General features: G+C 54.3%; 17 protein-coding genes and 1 pseudogene. 4 read left to right on the top strand and 14 right to left on the bottom strand.

Annotated features, from left to right (window positions below; all coding sequences use genetic code 11):
- Window positions 1–85: 85 nt before the first annotated feature.
- The 7 genes from JN756_RS20970 to JN756_RS21000 all read right to left on the bottom strand — a co-directional run bounded on the left by JN756_RS20970 (window position 86) and on the right by JN756_RS21000 (window position 7,808).
- Window positions 86–988 carry a helix-turn-helix domain-containing protein gene (locus tag JN756_RS20970; RefSeq protein ID WP_250690794.1) on the bottom strand — a complete coding sequence of 301 codons (903 nt, stop codon included), beginning with the start codon at window positions 986–988 and terminating at the stop codon, window positions 86–88.
- A gap of 270 nt (window positions 989–1,258) precedes the next feature.
- Complete coding sequence (locus tag JN756_RS20975; RefSeq protein WP_250690795.1) at window positions 1,259–2,188, bottom strand: electron transfer flavoprotein subunit alpha/FixB family protein; 930 nt, start codon at window positions 2,186–2,188, stop codon at window positions 1,259–1,261.
- Window positions 2,189–2,938, bottom strand: a complete 750-nt coding sequence (locus tag JN756_RS20980; RefSeq protein ID WP_219060792.1) for an electron transfer flavoprotein subunit beta/FixA family protein — start codon at window positions 2,936–2,938, stop codon at window positions 2,189–2,191.
- 61 nt (window positions 2,939–2,999) lie between these two features.
- On the bottom strand, window positions 3,000–4,238 hold the full coding sequence (locus JN756_RS20985) for a CaiB/BaiF CoA transferase family protein (RefSeq protein ID WP_250690796.1): 1,239 nt from the start codon (window positions 4,236–4,238) through the stop codon (window positions 3,000–3,002).
- A 25-nt stretch (window positions 4,239–4,263) separates the two neighbouring features.
- Window positions 4,264–5,466, bottom strand: a complete 1,203-nt coding sequence (locus JN756_RS20990; RefSeq protein WP_250690797.1) for a 3-oxoadipyl-CoA thiolase — start codon at window positions 5,464–5,466, stop codon at window positions 4,264–4,266.
- Between the two features lie 23 nt (window positions 5,467–5,489).
- A complete protein-coding gene (locus JN756_RS20995; RefSeq protein WP_250690798.1) occupies window positions 5,490–7,019 on the bottom strand; it encodes a 3-hydroxyacyl-CoA dehydrogenase in 1,530 nt (509 codons plus the stop codon).
- A 3-nt stretch (window positions 7,020–7,022) separates the two neighbouring features.
- Window positions 7,023–7,808 carry an enoyl-CoA hydratase gene (locus JN756_RS21000; protein WP_250690799.1) on the bottom strand — a complete coding sequence of 262 codons (786 nt, stop codon included), beginning with the start codon at window positions 7,806–7,808 and terminating at the stop codon, window positions 7,023–7,025.
- Between the two features lie 237 nt (window positions 7,809–8,045).
- Here JN756_RS21000 and JN756_RS21005 point away from each other — a divergent pair, with 237 nt between their 5' ends.
- The 4 genes from JN756_RS21005 to JN756_RS21020 all read left to right on the top strand — a co-directional run bounded on the left by JN756_RS21005 (window position 8,046) and on the right by JN756_RS21020 (window position 13,121).
- Entirely contained in the window at window positions 8,046–8,912 is an 867-nt protein-coding gene (locus tag JN756_RS21005; RefSeq protein ID WP_250690800.1) for an IclR family transcriptional regulator, read from the top strand.
- A gap of 58 nt (window positions 8,913–8,970) precedes the next feature.
- The gene (locus JN756_RS21010; protein ID WP_250690801.1) at window positions 8,971–10,125 is read left to right on the top strand and encodes an acyl-CoA dehydrogenase family protein; all 1,155 of its coding nucleotides are present in this window, start codon (window positions 8,971–8,973) and stop codon (window positions 10,123–10,125) included.
- A 64-nt stretch (window positions 10,126–10,189) separates the two neighbouring features.
- The gene (locus JN756_RS21015) at window positions 10,190–11,464 is read left to right on the top strand and encodes an MFS transporter (RefSeq protein ID WP_250690802.1); all 1,275 of its coding nucleotides are present in this window, start codon (window positions 10,190–10,192) and stop codon (window positions 11,462–11,464) included.
- A 658-nt stretch (window positions 11,465–12,122) separates the two neighbouring features.
- A complete protein-coding gene (locus tag JN756_RS21020) occupies window positions 12,123–13,121 on the top strand; it encodes a phage integrase central domain-containing protein (protein ID WP_350339031.1) in 999 nt (332 codons plus the stop codon).
- A 356-nt stretch (window positions 13,122–13,477) separates the two neighbouring features.
- On the opposite strand, the pseudogene JN756_RS21025 reads toward JN756_RS21020, so the two are convergent.
- The 7 genes and pseudogenes from JN756_RS21025 to JN756_RS21060 form a co-directional block, all read right to left on the bottom strand.
- Window positions 13,478–14,531 (bottom strand): annotated as a pseudogene (locus JN756_RS21025) (transposase); the annotation flags it as partial.
- Window positions 14,532–14,912: 381 nt separating this feature from the next.
- Window positions 14,913–16,019 (bottom strand): methyl-accepting chemotaxis protein, encoded by a 1,107-nt coding sequence (locus JN756_RS21035; protein WP_502941153.1) that lies wholly within the window; start codon window positions 16,017–16,019, stop codon window positions 14,913–14,915.
- A 271-nt stretch (window positions 16,020–16,290) separates the two neighbouring features.
- A complete protein-coding gene (locus JN756_RS21040; RefSeq protein ID WP_250690804.1) occupies window positions 16,291–16,512 on the bottom strand; it encodes a hypothetical protein in 222 nt (73 codons plus the stop codon).
- A gap of 602 nt (window positions 16,513–17,114) precedes the next feature.
- On the bottom strand, window positions 17,115–17,963 hold the full coding sequence (locus tag JN756_RS21045) for an alpha/beta fold hydrolase (RefSeq protein WP_250690805.1): 849 nt from the start codon (window positions 17,961–17,963) through the stop codon (window positions 17,115–17,117).
- A gap of 140 nt (window positions 17,964–18,103) precedes the next feature.
- Complete coding sequence (locus JN756_RS21050) at window positions 18,104–19,477, bottom strand: OmpP1/FadL family transporter (RefSeq protein WP_250690806.1); 1,374 nt, start codon at window positions 19,475–19,477, stop codon at window positions 18,104–18,106.
- Between the two features lie 306 nt (window positions 19,478–19,783).
- Complete coding sequence (gene dmpG, locus JN756_RS21055; RefSeq protein ID WP_250690807.1) at window positions 19,784–20,818, bottom strand: 4-hydroxy-2-oxovalerate aldolase; 1,035 nt, start codon at window positions 20,816–20,818, stop codon at window positions 19,784–19,786.
- A gap of 20 nt (window positions 20,819–20,838) precedes the next feature.
- Window positions 20,839–21,759, bottom strand: coding sequence for an acetaldehyde dehydrogenase (acetylating) (locus tag JN756_RS21060; RefSeq protein ID WP_250690808.1), 921 nt, complete (start codon window positions 21,757–21,759; stop codon window positions 20,839–20,841).
- Window positions 21,760–21,776: the final 17 nt, after the last annotated feature.

Here is a 21,776-nt window from a genome sequence, read left to right on the forward strand (position 1 = left end):
TGATGCGCAATAGCATCCGAAATGGCGGCGTCATGATCGCGCGTTCGTGCACGTAGAACTTCCTCAAATGCCCCATCGCTGGGGGTTATTTTTTAAATCCACGCATTGCAGTCGAACGACGATACTCAGTGGGCGTCATGTTGAAAAAGCTTCGGAAGAGGCGCGTCATGTGGCTCTGGTCGGAGAATCCGCTACTGGCAGCGATAACCTTCAACGGCATATCCTGGCGCGCAAGTAGCCGCTTTGCATGCTCAATCCGTTGCCGCATCACATAGGCATGCGGCGAACAGTTGAACTCGTTTTGAAATTTCCGGATGAGACTGAATACGGTGAGGTGTGTCAGCCCGGCCAGATCCTCAAGCGAAATGTTCTGCTCGATGTTCTCTTTCACATATTGGACAAGGAGCCCGCACTGTGCCGACGAGAGCCTCCCATAGGCGCGATGCTCACGAAAAATGATGTTCGCGTAGCGGCGCAATATATGAATACACAATTGGTTTTTCAGCGACTCCACGTAGAGTTTCCCGCCAAGCCCGTCCTCTTTCAATTCATGTTCAAGCATCGCCACCAAGGTTGGTAGAACCGGATCTTTGGTGCTGACCAGATCGCACATTTCGATATCCTTGATGTCGCGCTCGAACACCTCGCCTGCGACACGCGCGACGGCGGCTTGTGACAGGTACAGATGGGAAACATCGATCGGTTTGTTCCAGCGCCATTGCGATTGCTCGCCACGGGTGAGGATCGACATGACGCCGGGCTCGACCGTTTCGGAATGCCATCGCCCGCTGCTACGCCGACTCATCTCGGCTATGCCGCGTTTATAGATGACGATCATGAAATCACGCATCTCTGGTATCGCAACGTCCAAATCGGAGTAGCGATACCCCTTAAGCGCCATGCCTTCCCAAGATAAGGGAGCACTGTCCAAGGTAAGGTCACCCGGAATCCACTGTGGTATTTGTTCTGGTGAGATCAATTCTTTCATATTAATGTCTGCTCCTTATGCCTCCAAGTGAGCTGGAGCCAATGCTCTCTCGCATTATTTTTCCACTCCATCAAAGACTTTCTTGTATTTTTGGTTTTTAAGACTTTTGTAAGGCTCAAGAAATTATCTTTTTCAGTATGTCAATTCTATGTTTCAAATGCTTTAGCCCTGACACACGCATGCTGCTTGAGTATGCACAAATAGCGCATGCGACTTGGGGGCTACTAAACCAGCCCCCAAGTCGCACTCAATGGCCAGGGTTGACCTGTATCAGACGGTCAAAACCAGCTCAGGAACCGCTTCGAACAAGTCAGCCACCAGGCCGTAATCAGCCACCTGGAAGATCGGCGCTTCTTCATCCTTGTTGATCGCAACGATCACTTTGGAGTCTTTCATACCGGCCAAATGCTGGATCGCCCCGGAAATACCGACCGCAATGTACAGCTGTGGCGCAACGATTTTGCCGGTCTGACCGACCTGCATGTCGTTGGGTACGAAACCTGCGTCGACTGCGGCGCGCGAAGCACCCACAGCAGCGCCCAGCTTGTCAGCCAAGGCATACAGGTGTTTGAAGTTCTCGCCGTTCTGCATGCCACGACCGCCGGAAACGACGATTTTGGCAGCCGTCAGTTCTGGACGATCGGACTTGGCCAGTTCTTCGCTAACGAAGGTGGACTTGCCAGCATCGTGAGCAGCCGAAACGGCTTCGACCGAAGCCGAACCGCCTTCAGCAGCAACCGGATCAAAACCGGTGGCACGCACGGTGATCACTTTGACGGCAGCCGAAGACTGAACCGTCGCAATGGCGTTACCGGCATAGATCGGACGCTTGAAGGTGTCAGCACTTTCAACGGCGATGATCTCGGAGATCTGATCGACATCCAGCAGCGCGGCAACGCGTGGCAGGGTGTTTTTACCGTTGGAAGTGGCCGCAGCCAGGATGTGGCTATAGGACTTGCCCAGCTCCACGATCAGTGGTGCAACATTTTCCGGCAACTGATGGGCATAGGCCGCATTGTCGGCAACCAGAACTTTCGAAACACCAGCGATTTTCGCTGCTGCTTCGGCAACCGCGCCAACGTTGGCACCGGCCACCAGTACGTGAATATCACCACCGATTTTTACAGCGGCAGCCACGGTGTTCAGGGTTGCCGGGGCAACGACACCATTCTCATGTTCAGCAATAACCAAGATAGTCATTTAGATTACCTTCGCTTCGTTTTTCAGTTTCTCGACCAGTTCAGCCACCGACTTGACCTTGATGCCTGCGCTGCGGGTAGCCGGCGCTTCAACTTTCAGGGTTTTGGTCGTGGAGGCGGTAGAAACGCCCAAAGCGTCCGGAGTCAGCACTTCAAGAGGCTTCTTCTTGGCTTTCATGATGTTTGGCAAGGAGGCGTAACGTGGCTCGTTCAGACGCAGGTCTGTGGTCACGATCGCTGGCAGGCTCAGGGACACCGTCTGCAGGCCGGCGTCGACTTCACGCGTGACGCTGACTTTGTCGCCAGACACTTCTACTTTAGAGGCGAAGGTGCCCTGGGCGTAGCCGCTCAGTGCAGCCAGCATCTGGCCGGTCTGGTTATTGTCGCTGTCGATGGCCTGTTTACCCAGGATCACCAGCTGCGGTTGTTCTTTGTCGACCACAGCCTTGAGCAACTTGGCCACGGCCAGGGAGTTCAGTTCGTCGGCGCACTCAACGAGAATGGCGCGATCAGCACCCAGAGCCAATGCGGTACGCAGTTGCTCCTGAGCGGTGGTCGGACCAATGGAAACGACGACGATCTCGGTCGCAACGCCTTTTTCTTTAAGGCGGACGGCTTCTTCCACAGCGATTTCGCAGAAGGGGTTCATCGACATTTTGACGTTAGCGAGATCGACGCCGGAGTTGTCCGCTTTGACGCGAACCTTGACGTTGTAGTCGACCACTCGTTTGACAGCTACGAGGACTTTCATGGCAGGTTCCATTTATAAAATTTGCCCCGACAGCACCTGATCATGCTCGGGGTGCTTATGTTCAGCGGTCGCCAAGCTGCTCGATCACGCCTTGAGCCTTCAATTCGGCCAGGCGTACATCACCAAGACCCAATTGGCGCTTGAGAACTTCGTCCGTGTGCTCACCCAGCATCGGCGCGGGACGCAGGTACTCCACCGGCGTGCCCGACAACTTAATGGGGCTACCAACCGTGACAAAGTCTGGATTCAGTGGGTGAGGAATGTTTACCAGCATGTCTCGTGCTTTTACCTGCGGCTCGTCCAGCGCCTGGGCGATGCTGTTTATCGCTCCCACTGGCACGCCCTGCGAGTGAATCCGTTTCACCCACTCATCGGCACTGTCGCCGAGGAAGTGCTGCGACAGAATGCTGATGATCTCCTCGCGATTGGTCACCCGGTCAGCGTTGCGGGCAAAACGCGGGTCTCGGGGCAACTCAGAGAGACCGATGGCGTCGCACAAGGAGATGAACTGGCTGTCATTTCCGCAGGCAATGATGAAATCACGATCACTGGAACGGAACACCTGATAAGGAACGATGTTGGCGTGAGCATTGCCATAGCGCCCCGGTGGCTTCCCTGAGGCCAGGTAGTTCTGGCTTTGGTTGCACAGGGTGGCGACCTGCACATCAAGCAGAGCCATGTCGACGTGCTGACCCAAGCCGGTTTTTTCGCGACTGAGCAATGCGGCCTGAATGGCTACGGTGGAGTAAAGCCCTGTCATCAGGTCAGAGAATGCCACTCCAACTTTCTGCGGACCGCCCCCCGGTAGATCGTCACGTTCGCCAGTGATACTCATCAGTCCGCCGATGCCCTGGATGATGAAGTCGTAGCCTGGCTCATCAGCGCGTGGGCCGGTCTGACCGAAGCCGGTTACGGAGCAGTAGACCAGACGCGGGTTGATTTTGGATAAGCTTGAATAGTCCAGCCCGTATTTGGCCAGTGAGCCAGCCTTGTAATTTTCGATCAGTACATCGCAGTTAGTGGCCAGTGCACGCACTAACTCCTGGCCTTCGGTGCTGGCCAGGTTCAGCGCCACCGATAACTTGCCGCGGTTGGTCGATTGGTAATAGGAGGCTTCGTAGGTAACCTCTTCGTTCTTGCCCTTCATCCACGGTGGCCCCCAGCCACGGGTATCGTCACCCACACCAGGCCGTTCGATCTTGATCACTTCGGCCCCCAGGTCGGCCAGGGTCTGGCCACACCAGGGACCGGCCAGCACACGGCTCAGATCAAGCACGCGGTATCCAGTCAAAGCACCCATTTCATTTCACCTTTGTTTGCCGCGCTCATACGCGCTCGATAACCATCGCCAGCCCTTGGCCAACACCGATGCACAGACTGACGACTGCGTAGCGCTTGCCGCTCACTTGCAACGCGCGGGCGGTACTGAGTGCCAGCCTCGCGCCAGACGCGCCCAATGGATGGCCGACCGCAATGGCGCCGCCATTGGGATTGACACGCGGGTCATCGAAGGCCAGACCCAGGCCCTTGAGGCAGCCCAGTACTTGGCAAGCGAAAGCTTCGTTGATCTCGATAATGTCCATATCCGCCAGACTCAGCCCGGCGCGGTCCAAGGCCTTGTGGATCGCCTCGACCGGACCGACGCCCATGATGCGAGGCTCAACGCCCACAGCGGCGGCAGATAGAATGCGAACCATCGGCACCAGACCATGGCGTTCCCCTGCAACCCTGGAGCCAATCAGCAGCGCAGCGGCCCCGTCGTTGAGGCCCGATGCGTTGCCAGCAGTGACCACGCCGCCCTCGGACAGGGGTTTGAGCCGCGCCAAGGCCGCCAGATCAGATTGCGGGCGGGGGTGTTCGTCCTGCTCTACGACATTGGGCGGTGTCTTGCGACCGGTGGGTACGCTCACCGCGAGCAATTCGTCCGCGAAGAAACCGGACAATCGCGCTGCTTCGTATCGGGCCTGGGACCCTGCGGCAAAAAGGTCCGCTTGAGCACGGTCGATGCCATAATCGCGGGCCACGTTGTCACCGGTCTGCGGCATGCTGTCATTGCCAAACTCGGTAACGATTTTCGGATTGGGGAAGCGTGCGCCGATAGTGCTGTCAAATACCGTCAACTCGCGGCTGTAGGCTGCCTCCGCCTTGGCCATGACGAATGGCGCGCGGGACATGCTTTCCACGCCTCCAGCGATGAACAGATCACCTTCCCCGCAGGTGACCGCACGTGCCGCGTCGATCACCGCCGCCAGGCCACTGGCGCAAAGGCGATTGACCGTCTGCCCCGGTACCGTCACCGGCAGTCCGGCAAGCAGCGCAGCATGGCGAGCGATGTTACGGCTGTCCTCTCCCGCCTGGTTAGTGTTGCCAAGAATCACGTCCTCGATGGCATCACCGGGAATGGCATGACGGGCGAGCAGTTCGCGGATAACGTGAGCAGCGAGATCGTCCGGACGTACCGGTGCAAGTGCCCCACCGTGGCGGCCGAAGGGGGTGCGTAGCCCTGCGAAGATATAGGCGTCGAGCATGGAAAATTCCTGAATGTCAGAGATCAGTTGAGCGTCGGTTCAATATGGCGCAGCGATAGGCCCAGAGCCGCTCGGCGGCGCAGCCAAGGGCCTGGGCGATAACGAGGATCCCCAGTCAGCTCGGTCATACGTTCGAGAATGGTCAGCAAGCGCTTTGCTCCGAAACTATCGCCCCAGGCCAGCGGACCCTGCGGATAACCCAGGCCACGGCGGACGCCCTCATCCAGGTCGTCAACACTGGCGATGCGTTGCTGGACGATGTCGCCAGCCAGATTGACGATCATTGCCAGCACGCGTTGGGCGACAAAACCAACGCTGTCATTGATCACGCTGACGCCGACGCCATCGCGTGCCAGCAAAGCATGAGCTGCATCGCGCATATCGACTCGCGTGGCCGGTGTCGGCATCAGCGTGCGGTAGCGACGAGGGTCGAGCAGCGGGTCGATACACACGGTGCGTGTCGGGTCGGTGGCGAACAGGCCAGCGGCAGCAGTGGCATCCAGGCCGTAGGGCGCGAGCAGACAAAGCGCCTCGCTGCTCGGTGTGACACCCTGCTCCACCTGCGCGCCCAACGCTTCCAGCAGCGCACTCAAGGTGGCACGATCCTCCTCGTTCTCGGTACCAAGCCATACCGGTGGCATAGCCTCGACAACCGGCACTGGCTGCGCCGACGGCGGATCGATCATTTGCCCGTTGGTATACCGGTAAAACCCGCGTCCCACTTTACGGCCGACATACCCGGCGTCTAGCATCTGCCGAGTCAGCGCCGCCGGGCGATAACGCGGTTCCTGGTAAAACTGGTTATAGATAGACTCGATCACCGGGTGAGATACGTCCAGAGCCGTAAGGTCGAATAGCTCCAGTGGCCCCATGCGAAAACCCAAGCCCTCGCGCAGGATGCGGTCGATTTCCGCAGGCTCGGCAATGCCTTCCTTGAGAATTTGCAGGGCTTCGGTGCTATAGGCGCGACCCGCGTGGTTGATGATGAAACCGGGCGTATCCTTGGCCCGAATACCTAGGTGGCCCATGCGCGCCGCCAACGCCTGCAGGCAGTCACCGACCAGCGGATCGCTGGCTAAGCCGTCGATCACCTCCACCACTTTCATCAGCGGTACCGGGTTGAAGAAGTGGAATCCCGCAACACGTTCGGGATGCCGACATCCGCGCGCGATGCTGGTAACGGACAGCGACGAGGTATTGGTTGCCAGAATGCAATCGTCACCGACGACGGCTTCAAGCTGTGCGAGCAAAGCCTGCTTGGCATCGAGTCGCTCAATAATGGCTTCGACTACCAAGTCTACGTCCTTGAGCTCGCTCAGAGCAGCCGCTACCTGCAGGCGATCGAGTGTGGCCCGTGCGTCAGCTCCGAGAACCTTGCCCTTGCCCACCAGCTTGTCCAGCGTCTGTTTCAGGTTATCAAGAGCGGCCTGGGCGGCGCCTTCGCGGTTATCGAAGAGCAGGACCTGAATACCGGCCTGGGCTGCAATCTGGGCAATGCCCATGCCCATGATGCCAGCCCCCACCACAGCCATATGGTTGATCTCGCGTGTCATGAATCACTCTCCCGAGAAGGTGGCTTTGCGTTTTTCAAGGAAGGCACTGGCACCCTCTTTCTGATCCCTGGAATCGAACAGCAACTGAAACGCCTTGCGCTCCAACGCCAGGGCGCTGTCAAGGGGCAAGTCGGCACCAAGCAGCATCACTTCCTTGATCTGAGCCACAGCCAGTGGCGGCAAGGCGGCTATTTCAGCAGCCAGCTCAAGTGCTCGCGGCACTGTGCGTTCATCACTCACCACCTCGCTGATCATGCCCATGGCAAGCGCTTCGGGGGCCGCGACCAGACAGCCTGTCAATGCGATACGCATTGCCTGGAATTTGCCGACTGCGCGAATCAGACGTTGGGTGCCACCGGCTCCCGGCATCAGGCCAAGCTTGACCTCCGGCTGACCGAAGCGTGCAGATTGCCCTGCAACGATGATGTCGCAGTGCATCGCCAATTCGCAGCCCCCCCCGAGTGCAAAACCATTCACTGCGGCGATCACAGGTTTAGGGCAACGAGCGATGGCCTCCCATAAGTACTCCGTGTGGCGGCGATACATCTCGATAGGACTGGCCTTGGCGAACTCACGGATATCGGCACCGGCGACAAAGCACTGTTCACCACCCGTGAGGACGATCACACGCACCCGTTCATTGTTGGCGAGCGAGCGAAAGATTTCTGCCAACTGTTCGCGCACTGCGCTATTGAGCGCGTTCTTGACCTCGGGTCGCTGGATCCGTACGACAGCGACGGCATCATCGCGAATTTGCAGATCCACTACAGCTTTAAGCTGAGAGTCCATACCTACCTCTTATTTTTGTTTCGCTATACGAAACTGAATACCGTAATTACGATCAATCATAGATACGCTTCTAAATTTCTGTAAACAGGAAAACCAATAAATCTGTATTAATCCTTTATTTACAGTTACTTAGATTAGACAAATAAAAATATTGGTTTTTTTTAATGCACCGAATACAATTTCGCCTGACGAAACTGTATTTTATTTTCTTGCATTTATCGAAAGCGAGGTTCTACCATGGGTCGCAACAAGGCTGATCACCAGGCCGTGGACAAGTCGAAAGGAACGGATGAAATCGGCTTACTGAAGATGGGCATGCTAGATCCCGCCAGCGCGCTGAGCGAAGACGAAAGCAGTGGCCAGTTCGTAACTGCCTTAGCACGCGGACTTGAGCTGATGAGGTGTTTCACCCCGCGCGACAACGTGCTCGGCAATCAGGACCTGGCGCGGATGACCGGGCTGCCCAAACCGACGGTGACGCGTTTGACCAATACGCTGATGCGGCTGGGCTGCCTCAAACGTGAAGTGCATTCAGGCAAGTATCAGCTGGACGTGGGTGTATTGGGTTTCGGTTACGCCATGTTGTCGAATCTGGCGATTCGCACGGTGGCTCATCCCTTGATGGAGGAGTTGGCCAATCACGCTCAGGCGGCCGTCGCCATGGCCGCCCGTGATCGACTTCAAATGGTGTACCTGGATGTGGTTCAGGGTCAGGGCAACATGACCATGCGCCGTCAGATCGGCAGCTACTTGCCGCTGGCACAGAGTTCGGTGGGCCGAGCCTGCCTGGCAGCAATGCCGGAAACAGAGCGGGAGTTTCTACTTGACCACATTCGCCAGCGCGAATCGGAGCAATGGCCAGCCATCCGCAAGGGACTGGACAAAGCGTTCAGGGATTTCGCCGACTACGGGTTCTGCCTGTCGATCGGTGAGTGGCATCGTGACGTTAACTCCGTTGCCGTGCCGTTGCTGCACCCGCAGTACGGGTTGCTGACCTTCAACTGCGGTGGACCGAGCTTTCAGCTACCCCGTGAACAGCTCGTGGACGATATCGGGCCTCGCCTGATCAATATGGTCAACAACATTAGCGCCGCTGCTCGCTGACGCAACGGAGTAACGGCGCCCTAAAAAACCGGCTCGCTTGCGAGCCTCAGGAGCGCACATGATCCGTGATACCGAAACCCTACAGATACTGTTGGATTCACTTCGCCAGTTCGTCAACGAAGCGCTGATCCCAAGGGAGAACGAGGTTGCCGAGACCGACAATATCCCGGACGACATCGTTGTCCAGTTGCAAGAAATGGGGCTGTTCGGGCTGACTATCCCGGAAGAATTCGGCGGCATGGGTGTGACCATGGAAGAAGAGGTAAATATCGCCTTCGAACTGGGGCGCACCTCTCCAGCCTTCCGTTCCTACATTGGCACCAATAATGGTATCGGCTCCATCGGCATTCTGCTCGACGGCAGCCAGGAGCAGAAACTCAAATACCTGCCAGGCCTGGCCTCGGGCGAGCTACTCAGCGCCTTCTGCCTGACCGAGCCGGACTCAGGTTCCGATGCCGCCTCGCTGAAAACCAGTGCCGTGCGCGATGGCGATCACTACATCATCAACGGCACCAAGCGCTTCATCACCAACGCCCCCCACGCCGACATTTTCACCGTAATGGCGCGCACCAACCCGGACATCAAGGGTTCCGGCGGCATCAGTGCATTCATCGTAGAGCGCGACACGGCCGGTATCTCCCTGGGTAAACGCGATCACAAGATGGGACAGAAAGGCGCTCACACCAGTGACGTCATCTTCGAAAATGTCCGCGTTCCAGCCAGCCAGTTAATCGGAGGTGTTGAAGGCGTGGGTTTCAAAACTGCCATGAAAGTACTGGATAAAGGTCGCCTGCATATTGCAGCCCTGAGCGTCGGCGCAGCCGAGCGCATGCTGGCGGACTCGCTGCAATACGCAATTGAGCGCAAGCAATTCGGCAAGCCGATCGCCGAGTTCCAACTGATCCAGGCGATGCTCGCCGACAGTAAGGCGGAAATCTACGCAGCACGCTGCATGGTCCTGGATGCGGCAAAAAAACGCGACTTGGGCCTGAACATTGGTACCGAAGCCTCCTGCTCGAAGATGTTCGCCACTGAGATGTGCGGACGCGTCGCCGACCGCTGCGTACAAATCCATGGTGGCGCAGGCTATGTAAGCGAATACGCCATCGAACGCTTCTATCGGGACGTTCGCCTCTTCCGCATTTATGAAGGCACCACCCAGATCCAGCAGTTGGTGATCGCCCGAAACATGATCCGCGACGCTCAAAGCTGAGGCCTCAGGCCTTCAAACTCTGGTTCAAGCCCCCCTGTTCCCATAAATATAATAAGGTGACGTGATGGACGCTGCTGCTCAGGTCAGTGCAAATACACTGGCCAAAACCAAAACCTGGGTGTTGGTATTTATCTTCTGCTTTCTTGGATTGTTAATCGACGGCGCCGATCTGATGCTGCTTTCCTACAGCCTCAGCAGCCTGAAGGCTGAGTTTGGCCTGAGCAACGTCGAAGCCGGCAGCCTGGGTAGTTTCACCCTGGCCGGCATGGCCATCGGTGGCATCTACGGTGGCTGGGCTTGCGATCGTTTCGGCCGGGTAAAAACCGTGGTCTGGAGCATCGTACTTTTTTCCGCCGGCACGGCTGTGCTAGGCCTGACGCATAACTATTGGCAGTTCGCGATCACCCGATTGGTGGCATCGCTGGGAATTGGCGCACTGTACGTGGCTTGTAACACGCTGATGGCCGAATACGTACCTACTCGCTACCGCACAACGGTACTGGGCACCCTGCAAGCGGGCTGGTCAGTGGGCTATATCGTCGCGACGCTGCTGGCCGGCTGGATCTTGCCTAGCCATGGCTGGCGCTGGCTTTTCTACATTGCCATTATCCCGGTGATCCTGGCCGTGGTGATGCAACGTTTCGTGCCGGAGCCGCAAGCCTGGATCAACGCTCAGGCCGAGCGCGCCAAGAAAAAAATCAAGGGCATCCAAAAGCCATCCTCCGAAAAACGCGAGAGCATGTACAAGCTGATCTTCGGTGATCCGCAGGCTCGTCGGATGTTTATCTCCTGGGCCCTGACTGCCGGCTTTCTGCAGTTCGGCTACTACGGCGTAAACAACTGGATGCCGACGTATCTGGAAAGCGAACTGGGCATGAACCTCAAATCCATGACCGGCTACATGGTCGGCACCTACACCGCCATGATCCTCGGCAAGATTCTCGCGGGCCTGGCCGCTGACCGTATCGGTCGTCGTACCGTGTTCGCCTTTGGTGCCCTGGGCACCGCGGTATTCCTACCGGTCATCGTCCTGTTTCAAAGCCCTGAAAACATCCTGTGGATGCTGGTGGTGTTCGGCTTTTTGTATGGCATTCCTTACGGCGTGAACGCCACCTACATGACTGAAAGCTTCGAGGCCAAATTCCGCGGATCCGCAGTAGGCGGCGCCTACAACATCGGGCGCCTGGGCGCAGCGATTGCTCCGGCAGCTATCGGCTTCCTCGCCTCTCATGGCTCGATAGGCGTGGGTTTTCTAGTCATGGGCGCGGCCTACTTCATCTGTGGTGTGATTCCGGCGCTGTTTATCAAGGACAAGCAATTCGACCCACAGAAGCAATAGAACCGATAACTCAACAATTCAGCAGCAGTCTGTTGGCGCTCCTTATCCGACTGACCGCTGCTATTGAACATACTAAAGATACACCAACTTTCGTTCTAATCTGTTTGAACCGCCATATTCCCCGCAACAAACCTCGACCATTTAGCCCGGATCTTTCTGGCATTTTCGAAAACTTATCCTTCCAGCGCGCTTTGGCTAGGGTGAAAAAATACGCCTTGAAGAAGCCTGTCGCGACCGACAGCTATCGGCCAATACCGCCGATAACGTTCGACAGTAATGAACCCCAAAAAAACCGTCATCAACTCAGTTATTTAGCTGGGACAACACCCACCGGACGGGTTCCGAGCTCGGTGTCCGCTGAAGATTCCACCGAGAGCCAGCCGTTTTCTGGGGGTAAAAACACTTAAAAATAAAAAAGGGTCGCGAGATAAAATCTCGCAACCCTTTGAATTATATGGTCGGGACGGAGTGATTCGAACACTACCCCTAGTACCCCATAAAGGTGAATAACCGTCCAATAGAGTCCTACAAAATCCAAGCTTACAGCTTACCCCCTGAAAATACTGGACAAGCCTCTTACAGACGTCCATTGGCATCCGCTATCATCCGCTTAAAGCTCCTTTCAATTCACTACCAATTCACTACCAAGGATATAACCGTGGCCAATCTCACAGATAAGGCGATGAAGGCGAAGCCTGGCCACACTCATAAATGGATGAGTGAAGTAGCAATTTGGGGCCATGGCTCCCTCTTGGCGCGAATCACCCCGGCCGGGGATCGCCTTTTCTATTTCCAATACACAAACGAGGCAGGCAAGCGATACGCTCTGCCAATTGGTACGTATGGTCCGGGGGACGATGCCGCTACCATGACTCTGTCAGATGCACGACAAAGAGCAATGGAACTCGCGAGCCTGCACAAAACAGGCATCAAAAACATCCGTGAACATCTTGAGTCCGAAGAAGCCGCACGTATCGCTGCCCGCGACGCTAAGGTGGCACAACTAAATGCTGAGAAAGCTACTGCAGCAACCGAGCTCGCCCGCCAAGCTGCCCGAAAGAGCGTTACTGAACTATTTGAACACTGGGCCAAAGTCGACTTGATCAATCGCAAGGACGGAGGTGCGGAGGTGCGCCGAATGTTCGAAAAAGATGTATTACCTTTTCTAGGCAACATCGCGGTAGCTGACGTGAAAAAGGGACATATCACAGAAGTAACTGATGTAATGCTCTCGCGTGGCGTCAATCGTGCAGCAAAAATAGCCTTCTCCCTTATGCGTCAGATGTTCCGATTTGCAGTAGATCGCGACCTGATCGAACACGATCCCAGTGCTGGGATTCGCAAAGCCAAAATTGGCGGTAAAGATGTCGAGCGTGATCGAGTCTTAAGTGATGACGAGATACGCAACATTTCCCAAAAAGCTTCGGAAGCCGGTCTGCTGGTGACAACCGAAGCGGCCATCTGGATTGCACTATCCACTTGCTGTCGTATTGGTGAGCTGCTGAGCAGCAGATGGGAGCATATCGATCTTGAGCAGCGCACTTGGTTAATTCCCGGCGAAAACAGCAAGAATGGAAAACCACATCTCGTCAGCTTGTCGAACTTTGCAGCTGCACAGTTCAAGCGAGCACAACATATCAACAGTAAATCAACCTAGTGCTACCCAAATACAGATAACAGCGGCCCTGTCAGCCCCAAGACCGTGACCAAACAACTAGGGGACCGTCAACGCCAGCCTGAAGAAGGGACCCTGAGCCGGCGTAGCGCGAAAGCCCAGGCCCTACTGCTTCCAGGTGGTAAATGGACACCTCATGATCTTCGACGCACAGGCGCAACACTGATGACCGCGCCGGGAGTGCTACCCGAGGTGGCTGAGCGCTGCCTAAATCACACTGAAGACAACAAAATGAAACGAATCTATCAGCGTCACAGCTACGCTGCCGAAATGGCCACGGCTTGGAATCTACTTGGCGAGCGCTTGGAGATGCTCACAAACGTTAAAACAGATAGATCAGCCAGCTCGCCACTTTCTTGCTCGTAAACCTCCCAGCCCACGGCCTTTCGGCTGTAGATGTCCTCGATCAAAGACAGATAGTAGTACTTCCCACGCACTGGAGATGGAAGGTAGGTAATGTCCCAAGACCAGACCTGATTGGCGGTGGTTGCGCTGTAAGTCGTCGGCGCAGCATGCTTGTGCGGCGCATGGCTGCGGCCACGTCGGCGCTGCTGATCAGACTTCTTGAGGACGCGGTAAAAGGTCGTTTCTGAGGCCAGGTAACGGCCTTGGTCGGCCAGTATCGGCACGATCTGGCTCGGCGGCAGGCTGACGAATGCGGGCTGTTACAGACCTCTAAAATAGCGCAACGCTCCTGTTCACTCAGGGCATTAAGTGGTCGCGGACGTGACGTGGTGGTGCGCACGTCGGCCTACATCACAGGCGTCAGCGCCCAGCGTTGCAGACTGCGCAGCGACAGCCCGATCTCCGCGCTGGCAATAGTTTTGCGTGCACCAGAAGCAACGGCTTGGTTAAAACGTTCAACGAGTTGTTGCCGTTCTGGCAGCGAGGTTAGACGTCCTCGTTGTCGTTTCCCCAGAAGGCATTCATCTTTTTTCGCAGTACCAGGATCGCGGCGGTTTCTGCCAGCGCCTTATCTTTACGCCGCAGCTCGCGCTCCAACTCGGCGATACGTTTTTTGTCGGCACGTGCCTGCTCTCGCTCGGCCTGGCGTTGTGCCTGAGCTGACAGCTGGCCACTGATGCAGGCCTGTCGCCAAGCGCTGATTTGCTCCGGGTACAAACCCTTGCTGCGACAGTATTCGCTGAGTTCGATCTAGCTCAACGTGGCCGTGTGCAACACCGCTGCGAACTTGGCTTCAGCCGACCAGTTATCGGCACTGCTTTTATCTCCGGGCACCACTGCGCCTCCTGCTTTGAGCTTGGTTCTCCAAGCATACAGGGTGGCTTGAGAGATGCCTTCTTGACGCGACAACTCGGCCACGGACATGTTTTGAGGCGGCAGCAATTTGTTGATAAGGGCCGCTTTACGCTCAGGTGAATAGCTCGACATTACAGCTCTCTTTGACGCCCCCGATCTATCGTTTTGATAAATCAGCTCAAGCGACAACTAGCCTGACACCGGGGGGGGCGCTCAGATCGAGACACCGATCAATGCTGCGCAGGAGATGATTTGGTGGGATGTGATCTTCAATCTTGAACGAGTAAAACAGCCGTTCCTGTCCACTCGATAATTGTCCCATCATGCTGCGAATCCTCCCGCCGGCCGATGTCCATATTTTGCCGCAGGCCGAGTTGAAGGTCTACTTTTTCAACAGAATCGGCCAGAAGCGATCACTGAGTATCATCCATCACGCTATAACAAATCGCGAGCATAATGAAGCGTCTCCAATGATGCAGCATGAGTCGGATCATGAGCGAAACCCAAAGCTGTTTACCAACGAAAGCGCCCGACTGACTGTTGCAAGTCACTACCTAAACGAGCTAGCTCTACTGAAGAACTCATCGTTTGCCCTGACTTAATTGCGGACAGGTCAGCCATGCTGTGAATCTCGATGATGTTTTGGTTGATCTGAACCACTGTAGCACCCTGCTCTTCTGCACCGGCAGCGATCTGATGGTTCATAGCCTGAATATCAGCTACTGCTTGAGTGATTTCGAGCAACGAGGTACGTGCTTGCTGGGCTAGGTTTACAACATCTCTGGTTCGTAAATTGCCGCGCTGCATAAGCTCCCACGCCGTATGGCTTCCCTCCTGAAGCGAAATCACGAGACTTTCTATCTCCTTTGTCGATTGCTGAGTACGCATCGCGAGCGCACGAACCTCGTCCGCGACGACTGCAAATCCCCGCCCCTGCTCTCCTGCTCGAGCAGCCTCGATTGCCGCATTTAATGCCAAGAGATTAGTTTGCTCCGCCACAGCTTTTATTACATCAATCACCTGATTGATGCATCCACTATCGTGCTGAAGTCTTTCCATAGCCCCACCTAACTTAGCCATATCCTCAGAAAGGCATTCTATATAATCGACTGCACCATTTACTACTCGCTCTCCGTCGCGCGCCTTTTCATCCGCCATACTTGCCAATGCGGCTGCTTCCTCTGTGCTTTGTGCAATCGCTTGAACGGTTATCACCAGTTCATTCACAGCAGCAGAGACCTGTGCTATTGCAAATTTCTGCTGCTCATTATCAGTTTGAGCCTGCGCGCAAATCGACGAAAGTCCTTCGGAGGCAGCTACCAATTGCGAAGCTCCCTGATTGATGTCTCCTACGAGATGACGTAAACCATTCGCCATTTTACGAGTAGCGCTTTGCAACTGCCCTATCTCGTCGTTACGGCAGCTTTCCTCCACATCGACCAAGTCACCAGAGGCAATACGCTCAGCCAACCGAACAGTTGCTTTTAGAGGAGGAACCAATTGACGCGATATGAACCAGACACCACACGCGGCGATTAATATAGCAATCACTGAAGCGCCAGCCAAGAGCGTGTATATCAAAGCCACCTTATCATCACGATCCCTGACCAGATCCGACATCAGCTTGTCTACCGACTTCTCCAAGCTCGCATATTGACCAGCCAATTGTTCAGCTTCTTCACTCCAAGTAACCAGCACCCCCTGCGCCAATCCGGAATTATTAGGCACTGAAGCGCGGACCAGTCCAGAAAACGTCCGATCATGGGCAACTAGCTCGCCAGTCAATCCATTTAAGTCATTTGCCGCCGGAGACACAAACAAAGGCAAAGCTACTTCAACGCTACTTTTTATCCGCTCCACTGCAGAGTTTCTATCCTGAAGAGTTTGTTCATCATGAAGAAGCAGGTATTGTCTTTCCACTGCCTTTAGATTTCGAATCTTCTACCTTAAAATCACCAATAAGCCCACTTTTTTCTAGCAGACCAGAGAGTGCGTAAACACTGTAAAACCCAGAAAATGTGACAATCATCCCAACACTAATAACTAGAGAAAACATGAGCATCAACTTGAATTGAACACCAAGCCCTCCCAGCATACGATCACTATCCTCCACAATCATCCCCTTATTTTTATTATAAAATGGTAGTTTTGCGTTTCGAATACACAGCCCTTAAGAAGACTCTGAATAAGTCAGCCCTTTTCAACCAATTGCCGGTCAATTCTCCTTCGACCCTCCACATCAGAACTGTGATCCTAGCAACAAGGATCGCGATTAGATCTAGGCCGACCGAGTCAATAGCCAACCTCATGACCATACGAGGGATTCCGCCTTTTAATTTATTATTTAATGCTTACCCAAAGAGTGAAAGCGGTCGTCAGGGATAGGAGGAAACCTGGCCATTTGCCGAGCCTTGGTCCAGGATCATGTAGTAACCCTGCCGGGCACCACATGCCCGGAAGGCGATGCGTATTTCACACCCCACACTTGGACTGCTCCCGGCTCCACCAAATCTACATCTAAAGACGTCCGCAGACGTCCGCAGACGTCTTTTTTGTGCCTTAAATCCAGACAGAATAAGCGCGAAAAATGAGACTATTCCAGCCCTTTCCTGAGGCCCCGCGCAGAAAACTCAACCTAAAATATAATGCTAAGTTGCCAAGCGGGGTGGTATTGGCGGAGCCAAAGTCGCATCCGCCTTTGCGAACCACTCGGACTTACAAGACATCCAGTTTAGGCACTACGCTAGCCTCATCAAAAAACTCGACCACAAGCCGATTGAATCGGTCGGCCTGCTCAATTTGTGTCCAGTGCCCACAACGCCCGAAAACATGCAACTGCGCACGCTCAATGATTTCGACTAAACGCAGACTGCTGGATAGCGGAACCACCTGATCCTCGCGTCCATGAATAATCAGTGTCTCGTTGGAAAGCCCTTTTATATCTGCATCCGAACTAGCCAGCGCGGCTACCCAGCGCTGACGCGGTGCTGGAAACATCCGGGAAAAAGATTCTTGGAAGCCTGGCTGAATACTCGCTTCATATCGTAGCCTGGCCAATTCATCGCTGACCAAGCTACGGTCATAGGCGAAAATGTCGAGGAGATCACGCATGTTTTTGATTGACGGCGTGTAACCCCAAACCGCATCCAAACCATCCGTGAGTTCGAATTGCGTTCCAGCTGCCCCCATCAGGACCATGCGGTCTATCCGACCCGGATGCCGTATCGCAATTGCAATCGCCAGTGCCCCGCCAAACGAGTTGCCTACGATGTGGGCTTTTTCAATTTCCAAGGCATCCATGACGCCAATGATGTGCTTGACCCAATTATCCATGGAATAAATATAGTTTTCAGGCCTATGTGTGAAGCCGAAACCAACTATATCTGCGGCAATAACTCGAAAGTTCTTGCTCAGGGCAGGCATCGTCAGTCTCCAGTTGGCATAAGCACTTACGCCGGGGCCGGAGCCATGAACGAGGAGTACCGGCGTCCCTTCACCAAGATCGTGATAATTTGTTTGAATACCAGCAGCTACAATACTCTTACCTATTTCAGGATTAGCCATTCTTCTATCCTCGGTCACTAAAAATTATTTATGCGTTGAACTGAATAAATAGAAAAGCACCAACGTATCATGGCAAGGACACTATCCAACTCATGAAATGCCATGGATGCTGTCTTCGCCCTAAAGAAAGGGCGGGATATTCAGAATTCGTAAACATAAGCCGTACTTATACTATCCTGAGCATGCGCCACCCTTATTGGCTCGGATGTGTTGGGCTGGCTGGAGTTATCCATCTCCTTTTTAAAAGAATGGATCCAGGCAAAGTCCATCTTACTTGCCCGTGTGAATTGATAAGAAAACCCTGCAGAGCCGAACGTGGTAGGAATAGCAGGAATTACCGCTAACACAGTATCGGAGCGCAACGCCTGAGTCGCTAAGCGCCCCCCTCCTCGCAGCGTCCACTTGCCAGTCTGATAGGCAGCGCCAAACGATAGAGCGGTCTGATCCCTATAATTCTGCGGCAATAAAATATTTATATTCGAGCCATTATCTGCAACAAAATCAACATCAATATCTTTCATTGCGTGCTTCCAGAATATCCGGGAAACGTCGGCAGCAATCAGCCATTGGTCATTAAGCTGATGGCTTATACCCAGATTCAATTGCGCGGGAGTTTGAAAGTCACGTATCTTAATTTTGCCTGCCAGCGCAACCTGGCCAACTACAGCATCTACTGCCGTAAGAGTTGCATTACCTTCCATGTCAGCTAGCTTGCTCTCCATGGAATACGCGGCACCAAAAATCGTAGCTTGCGTGATTTTATATATCATACCTATGCGTCCGCCAACACCCCACGCATCCGCACCACTCGCCACTGGCTGGTTCTTGGTAAAACTCAAATGAGCGCCGCGCAAGTCAGGTAGTTCCCCAAGCACAGGAACAAGGCTACCACTCACCCGCCCCGCCCCGATCAGCGAACCAAGCTGGTCCGCGCCCATCAACATATCCAGGTTCAAGCCCTGCCACACGGCATCAACACTCGCCCCCACAGTCAGCCTATCATTGACTTCGTAGCTCGCCGCAAAGGGAATGTTCAAGGTCAGTAGGCGACTCGAATTCTCGAGACCTGTATCAAGTCCCCCGGTAGCGCGAGAAAGAAAACTCTTGGTCCCATATTCCGTTCCCACCCCACCTTGGGCGAAGACACCTAGGCCAAATGCCCAGGGACCACCGCGATACGTAAAAGCCAGTTGGGGAGCCGCATAAGGGCCGCGGTTTTTGGAGTGATCATTGGAGGAGGCAGTTTCTCCTGTTGCTTGATTCTTAACTGATAAATCAGGAACGATAACATCTAGGCCTAGATGAATTTCAGAACCTGGCGCCATCAAAGAAAGCGTTGCAGGATTCGTCATCATACCAGCCGCGCCCACATCAAACGCCGTCGCAGCCCCCCCCATCGCACTCGACACTGGGCCATACCCAACGAACCGAAATACATCGCTGCTAGCCAGTGTCGCTTGAGAGGCAGTTGCCGATATCGCAATGGTTATAGCCCGAATAAGTCCTTGATTCATTTTTCTATCTCTTATATTTATAAGAAAAATTATAATTTATGTCCGGATGAAGATTTTCCAGCCTTCCCCTTTCTTGTTTATCGCAAACAAATGCGTTCCCTCGCACTTGCTGCAAATGCATATCGCCGAAGTAGTGTTACCACTCGAAATTTACATGAAAAAACTAGAAGCATAGAAGACAGCACACATCAAATTAGAATATGTAGTGACACAACTAATAGATTTGACAATCTATTTTATATATTCGATAACTCGCTCAAGCTTTTGTATACAGACGATAAATTAACGAACTAATAACTCACTCAACTAGAGTGACGCTAGACTGCGGGCCCGCGCCATGGTCAGCGCCGTATCTTCGATCATATCCTCTTGGCCACCGACCATGCCGCGCCGACCCATCTCAACCAGAATGTCACGTGCCGACACCCCGTATTGTTTCTCAGCTCGTTTGGCAAACAGCAAGAACGAACCATATACACCGGCGTAACCCAGCGTAAGCGAGTCGCGATCGATCCGGATTGGGAAGTCCATCATCGGTACCACAAGGTCTTCTGCTACGTCTTGGATTTTGAACACATCAACTCCGGTCTCAATCCCCGATCGGGCGCAGACCGCGATGAAAACCTCCATCGGCGTATTGCCTGCACCGGCACCGAGTCCGGCCGCTGCGGCGTCGATCCTGTTAGCCCCGTATTCTACCGCCACCAACGAGTTAGCCACGCCCATCGCCAGATTGTGATGGCCGTGAAAACCGAGTTCAGTTTCAGGATTAAGTTTCTCGCGCAGTAGCCCTATGCGTGCTTTAACATCTTCCGGCAGCATGTAGCCAGCCGAATCGGTGCAATAGATGCAATTGGCACCATAGCTTTCCATACGGCGCGCTTGTTCCAGTAGTTGCTCGGGCGATGCCATGTGCGACATCATCAGAAAGCCGACCGTGTCCATTCCTATCTTGCGAGCATATTGAATATGCTGCTGCGAGACATCGGCCTCGCTGCAATGGGTAGCCACACGAATAGTACTTACACCCAATTCATATGCCATCTTCAGATCATCTACGGTGCCAATACCGGGCAGTAGCAGCGCAGACACTTTTGCTTTTTTCATCAGTGGGATCACCGACGACAGATACTCCTCGTCGGTATGGGCGGGAAAGCCATAGTTGATTGACGAGCCGCCCAAACCGTCGCCATGAGTGACCTCAATCAGCGGCACGCCAGCAGCGTCCAGGCCCTGTGCGATGCTGGTCATTTGCTCCAGCGTCATTTGGTGCCGCTTCGGGTGCATGCCGTCACGCAGTGTCATGTCATGAACGGTAATTTTTTTGCCTTTGAGTGCCATGTTTATTCCTCACGGAGCAGTTATTTTTGCTTCTTTTTCGTCGAGTCAAGTGTAAGTTTTCCGCTGAGAACTTCTTCGGCGAACATCTCCGCAGTGCGGACAGCGGCGGCAGTCATGATGTCAAGGTTGCCAGCATATTTGGGTAGGTAATCGCCCAGACCTTCAACTTCCAGGAACAGCGAGATGCGCTTGCCGTCAAATACCGGACCGTTGACCAGCTTGTAACCGGGCACGTATTTCTGGACTTCCTTAATCATTGCGTGCACCGACGCAGTGATTTTTTCTCGATCAGGTTCGGTTTCGGTCAGGCAATGAACGGTATCGCGCATCATCATCGGCGGCTCGGCCGGGTTAATGATGATGATAGCCTTGCCCTTTTTGGCTCCGCCGACGATTTCAACTGCACGGGATGTGGTGCGGGTAAACTCATCAATATTGGAGCGGGTTCCGGGGCCTATCGATTTGGATGCCGTGGTAGCTACGATCTCGCCGTAAGCTACCGGCTGTACACGCGATACCGCAGCGACCATCGGGATAGTGGCCTGGCCGCCGCAGGTCACCATATTGACATTCAATTCACGCTGACCGACATGCTTGAGCAGATTCACCGGCGGCACACAAAAAGGGCCGATAGCAGCCGGGGTCAAATCGATCATCATCACGCCCAGCTCATTAAGCTTGCGTGAATTTTCTGCATGTACATAAGCCGAGGTGGCATCGAAGGCAATTTGTATCCCATCTGCGGCGACATGCGGCAAAAGACCATCAACCCCATCGGAGGTAGTTTTCAATCCCATGGCGGCAGCGCGCTGCAAGCCTTCGGAAGTAGGGTCGATACCGACCATCCAAACAGGCTCCAGCACCGTGCTGCGCTGCAACTTATAAAGCAAGTCGGTTCCAATGTTCCCCGGGCCGATGAGTGCGCATTTAACTTTCATCATCTGACATCCTCTCTTTT

It is taken from the genome of Pseudomonas sp. Y39-6 (assembly GCF_023651955.1).
Taxonomy (GTDB): domain Bacteria; phylum Pseudomonadota; class Gammaproteobacteria; order Pseudomonadales; family Pseudomonadaceae; genus Aquipseudomonas; species Aquipseudomonas veronii.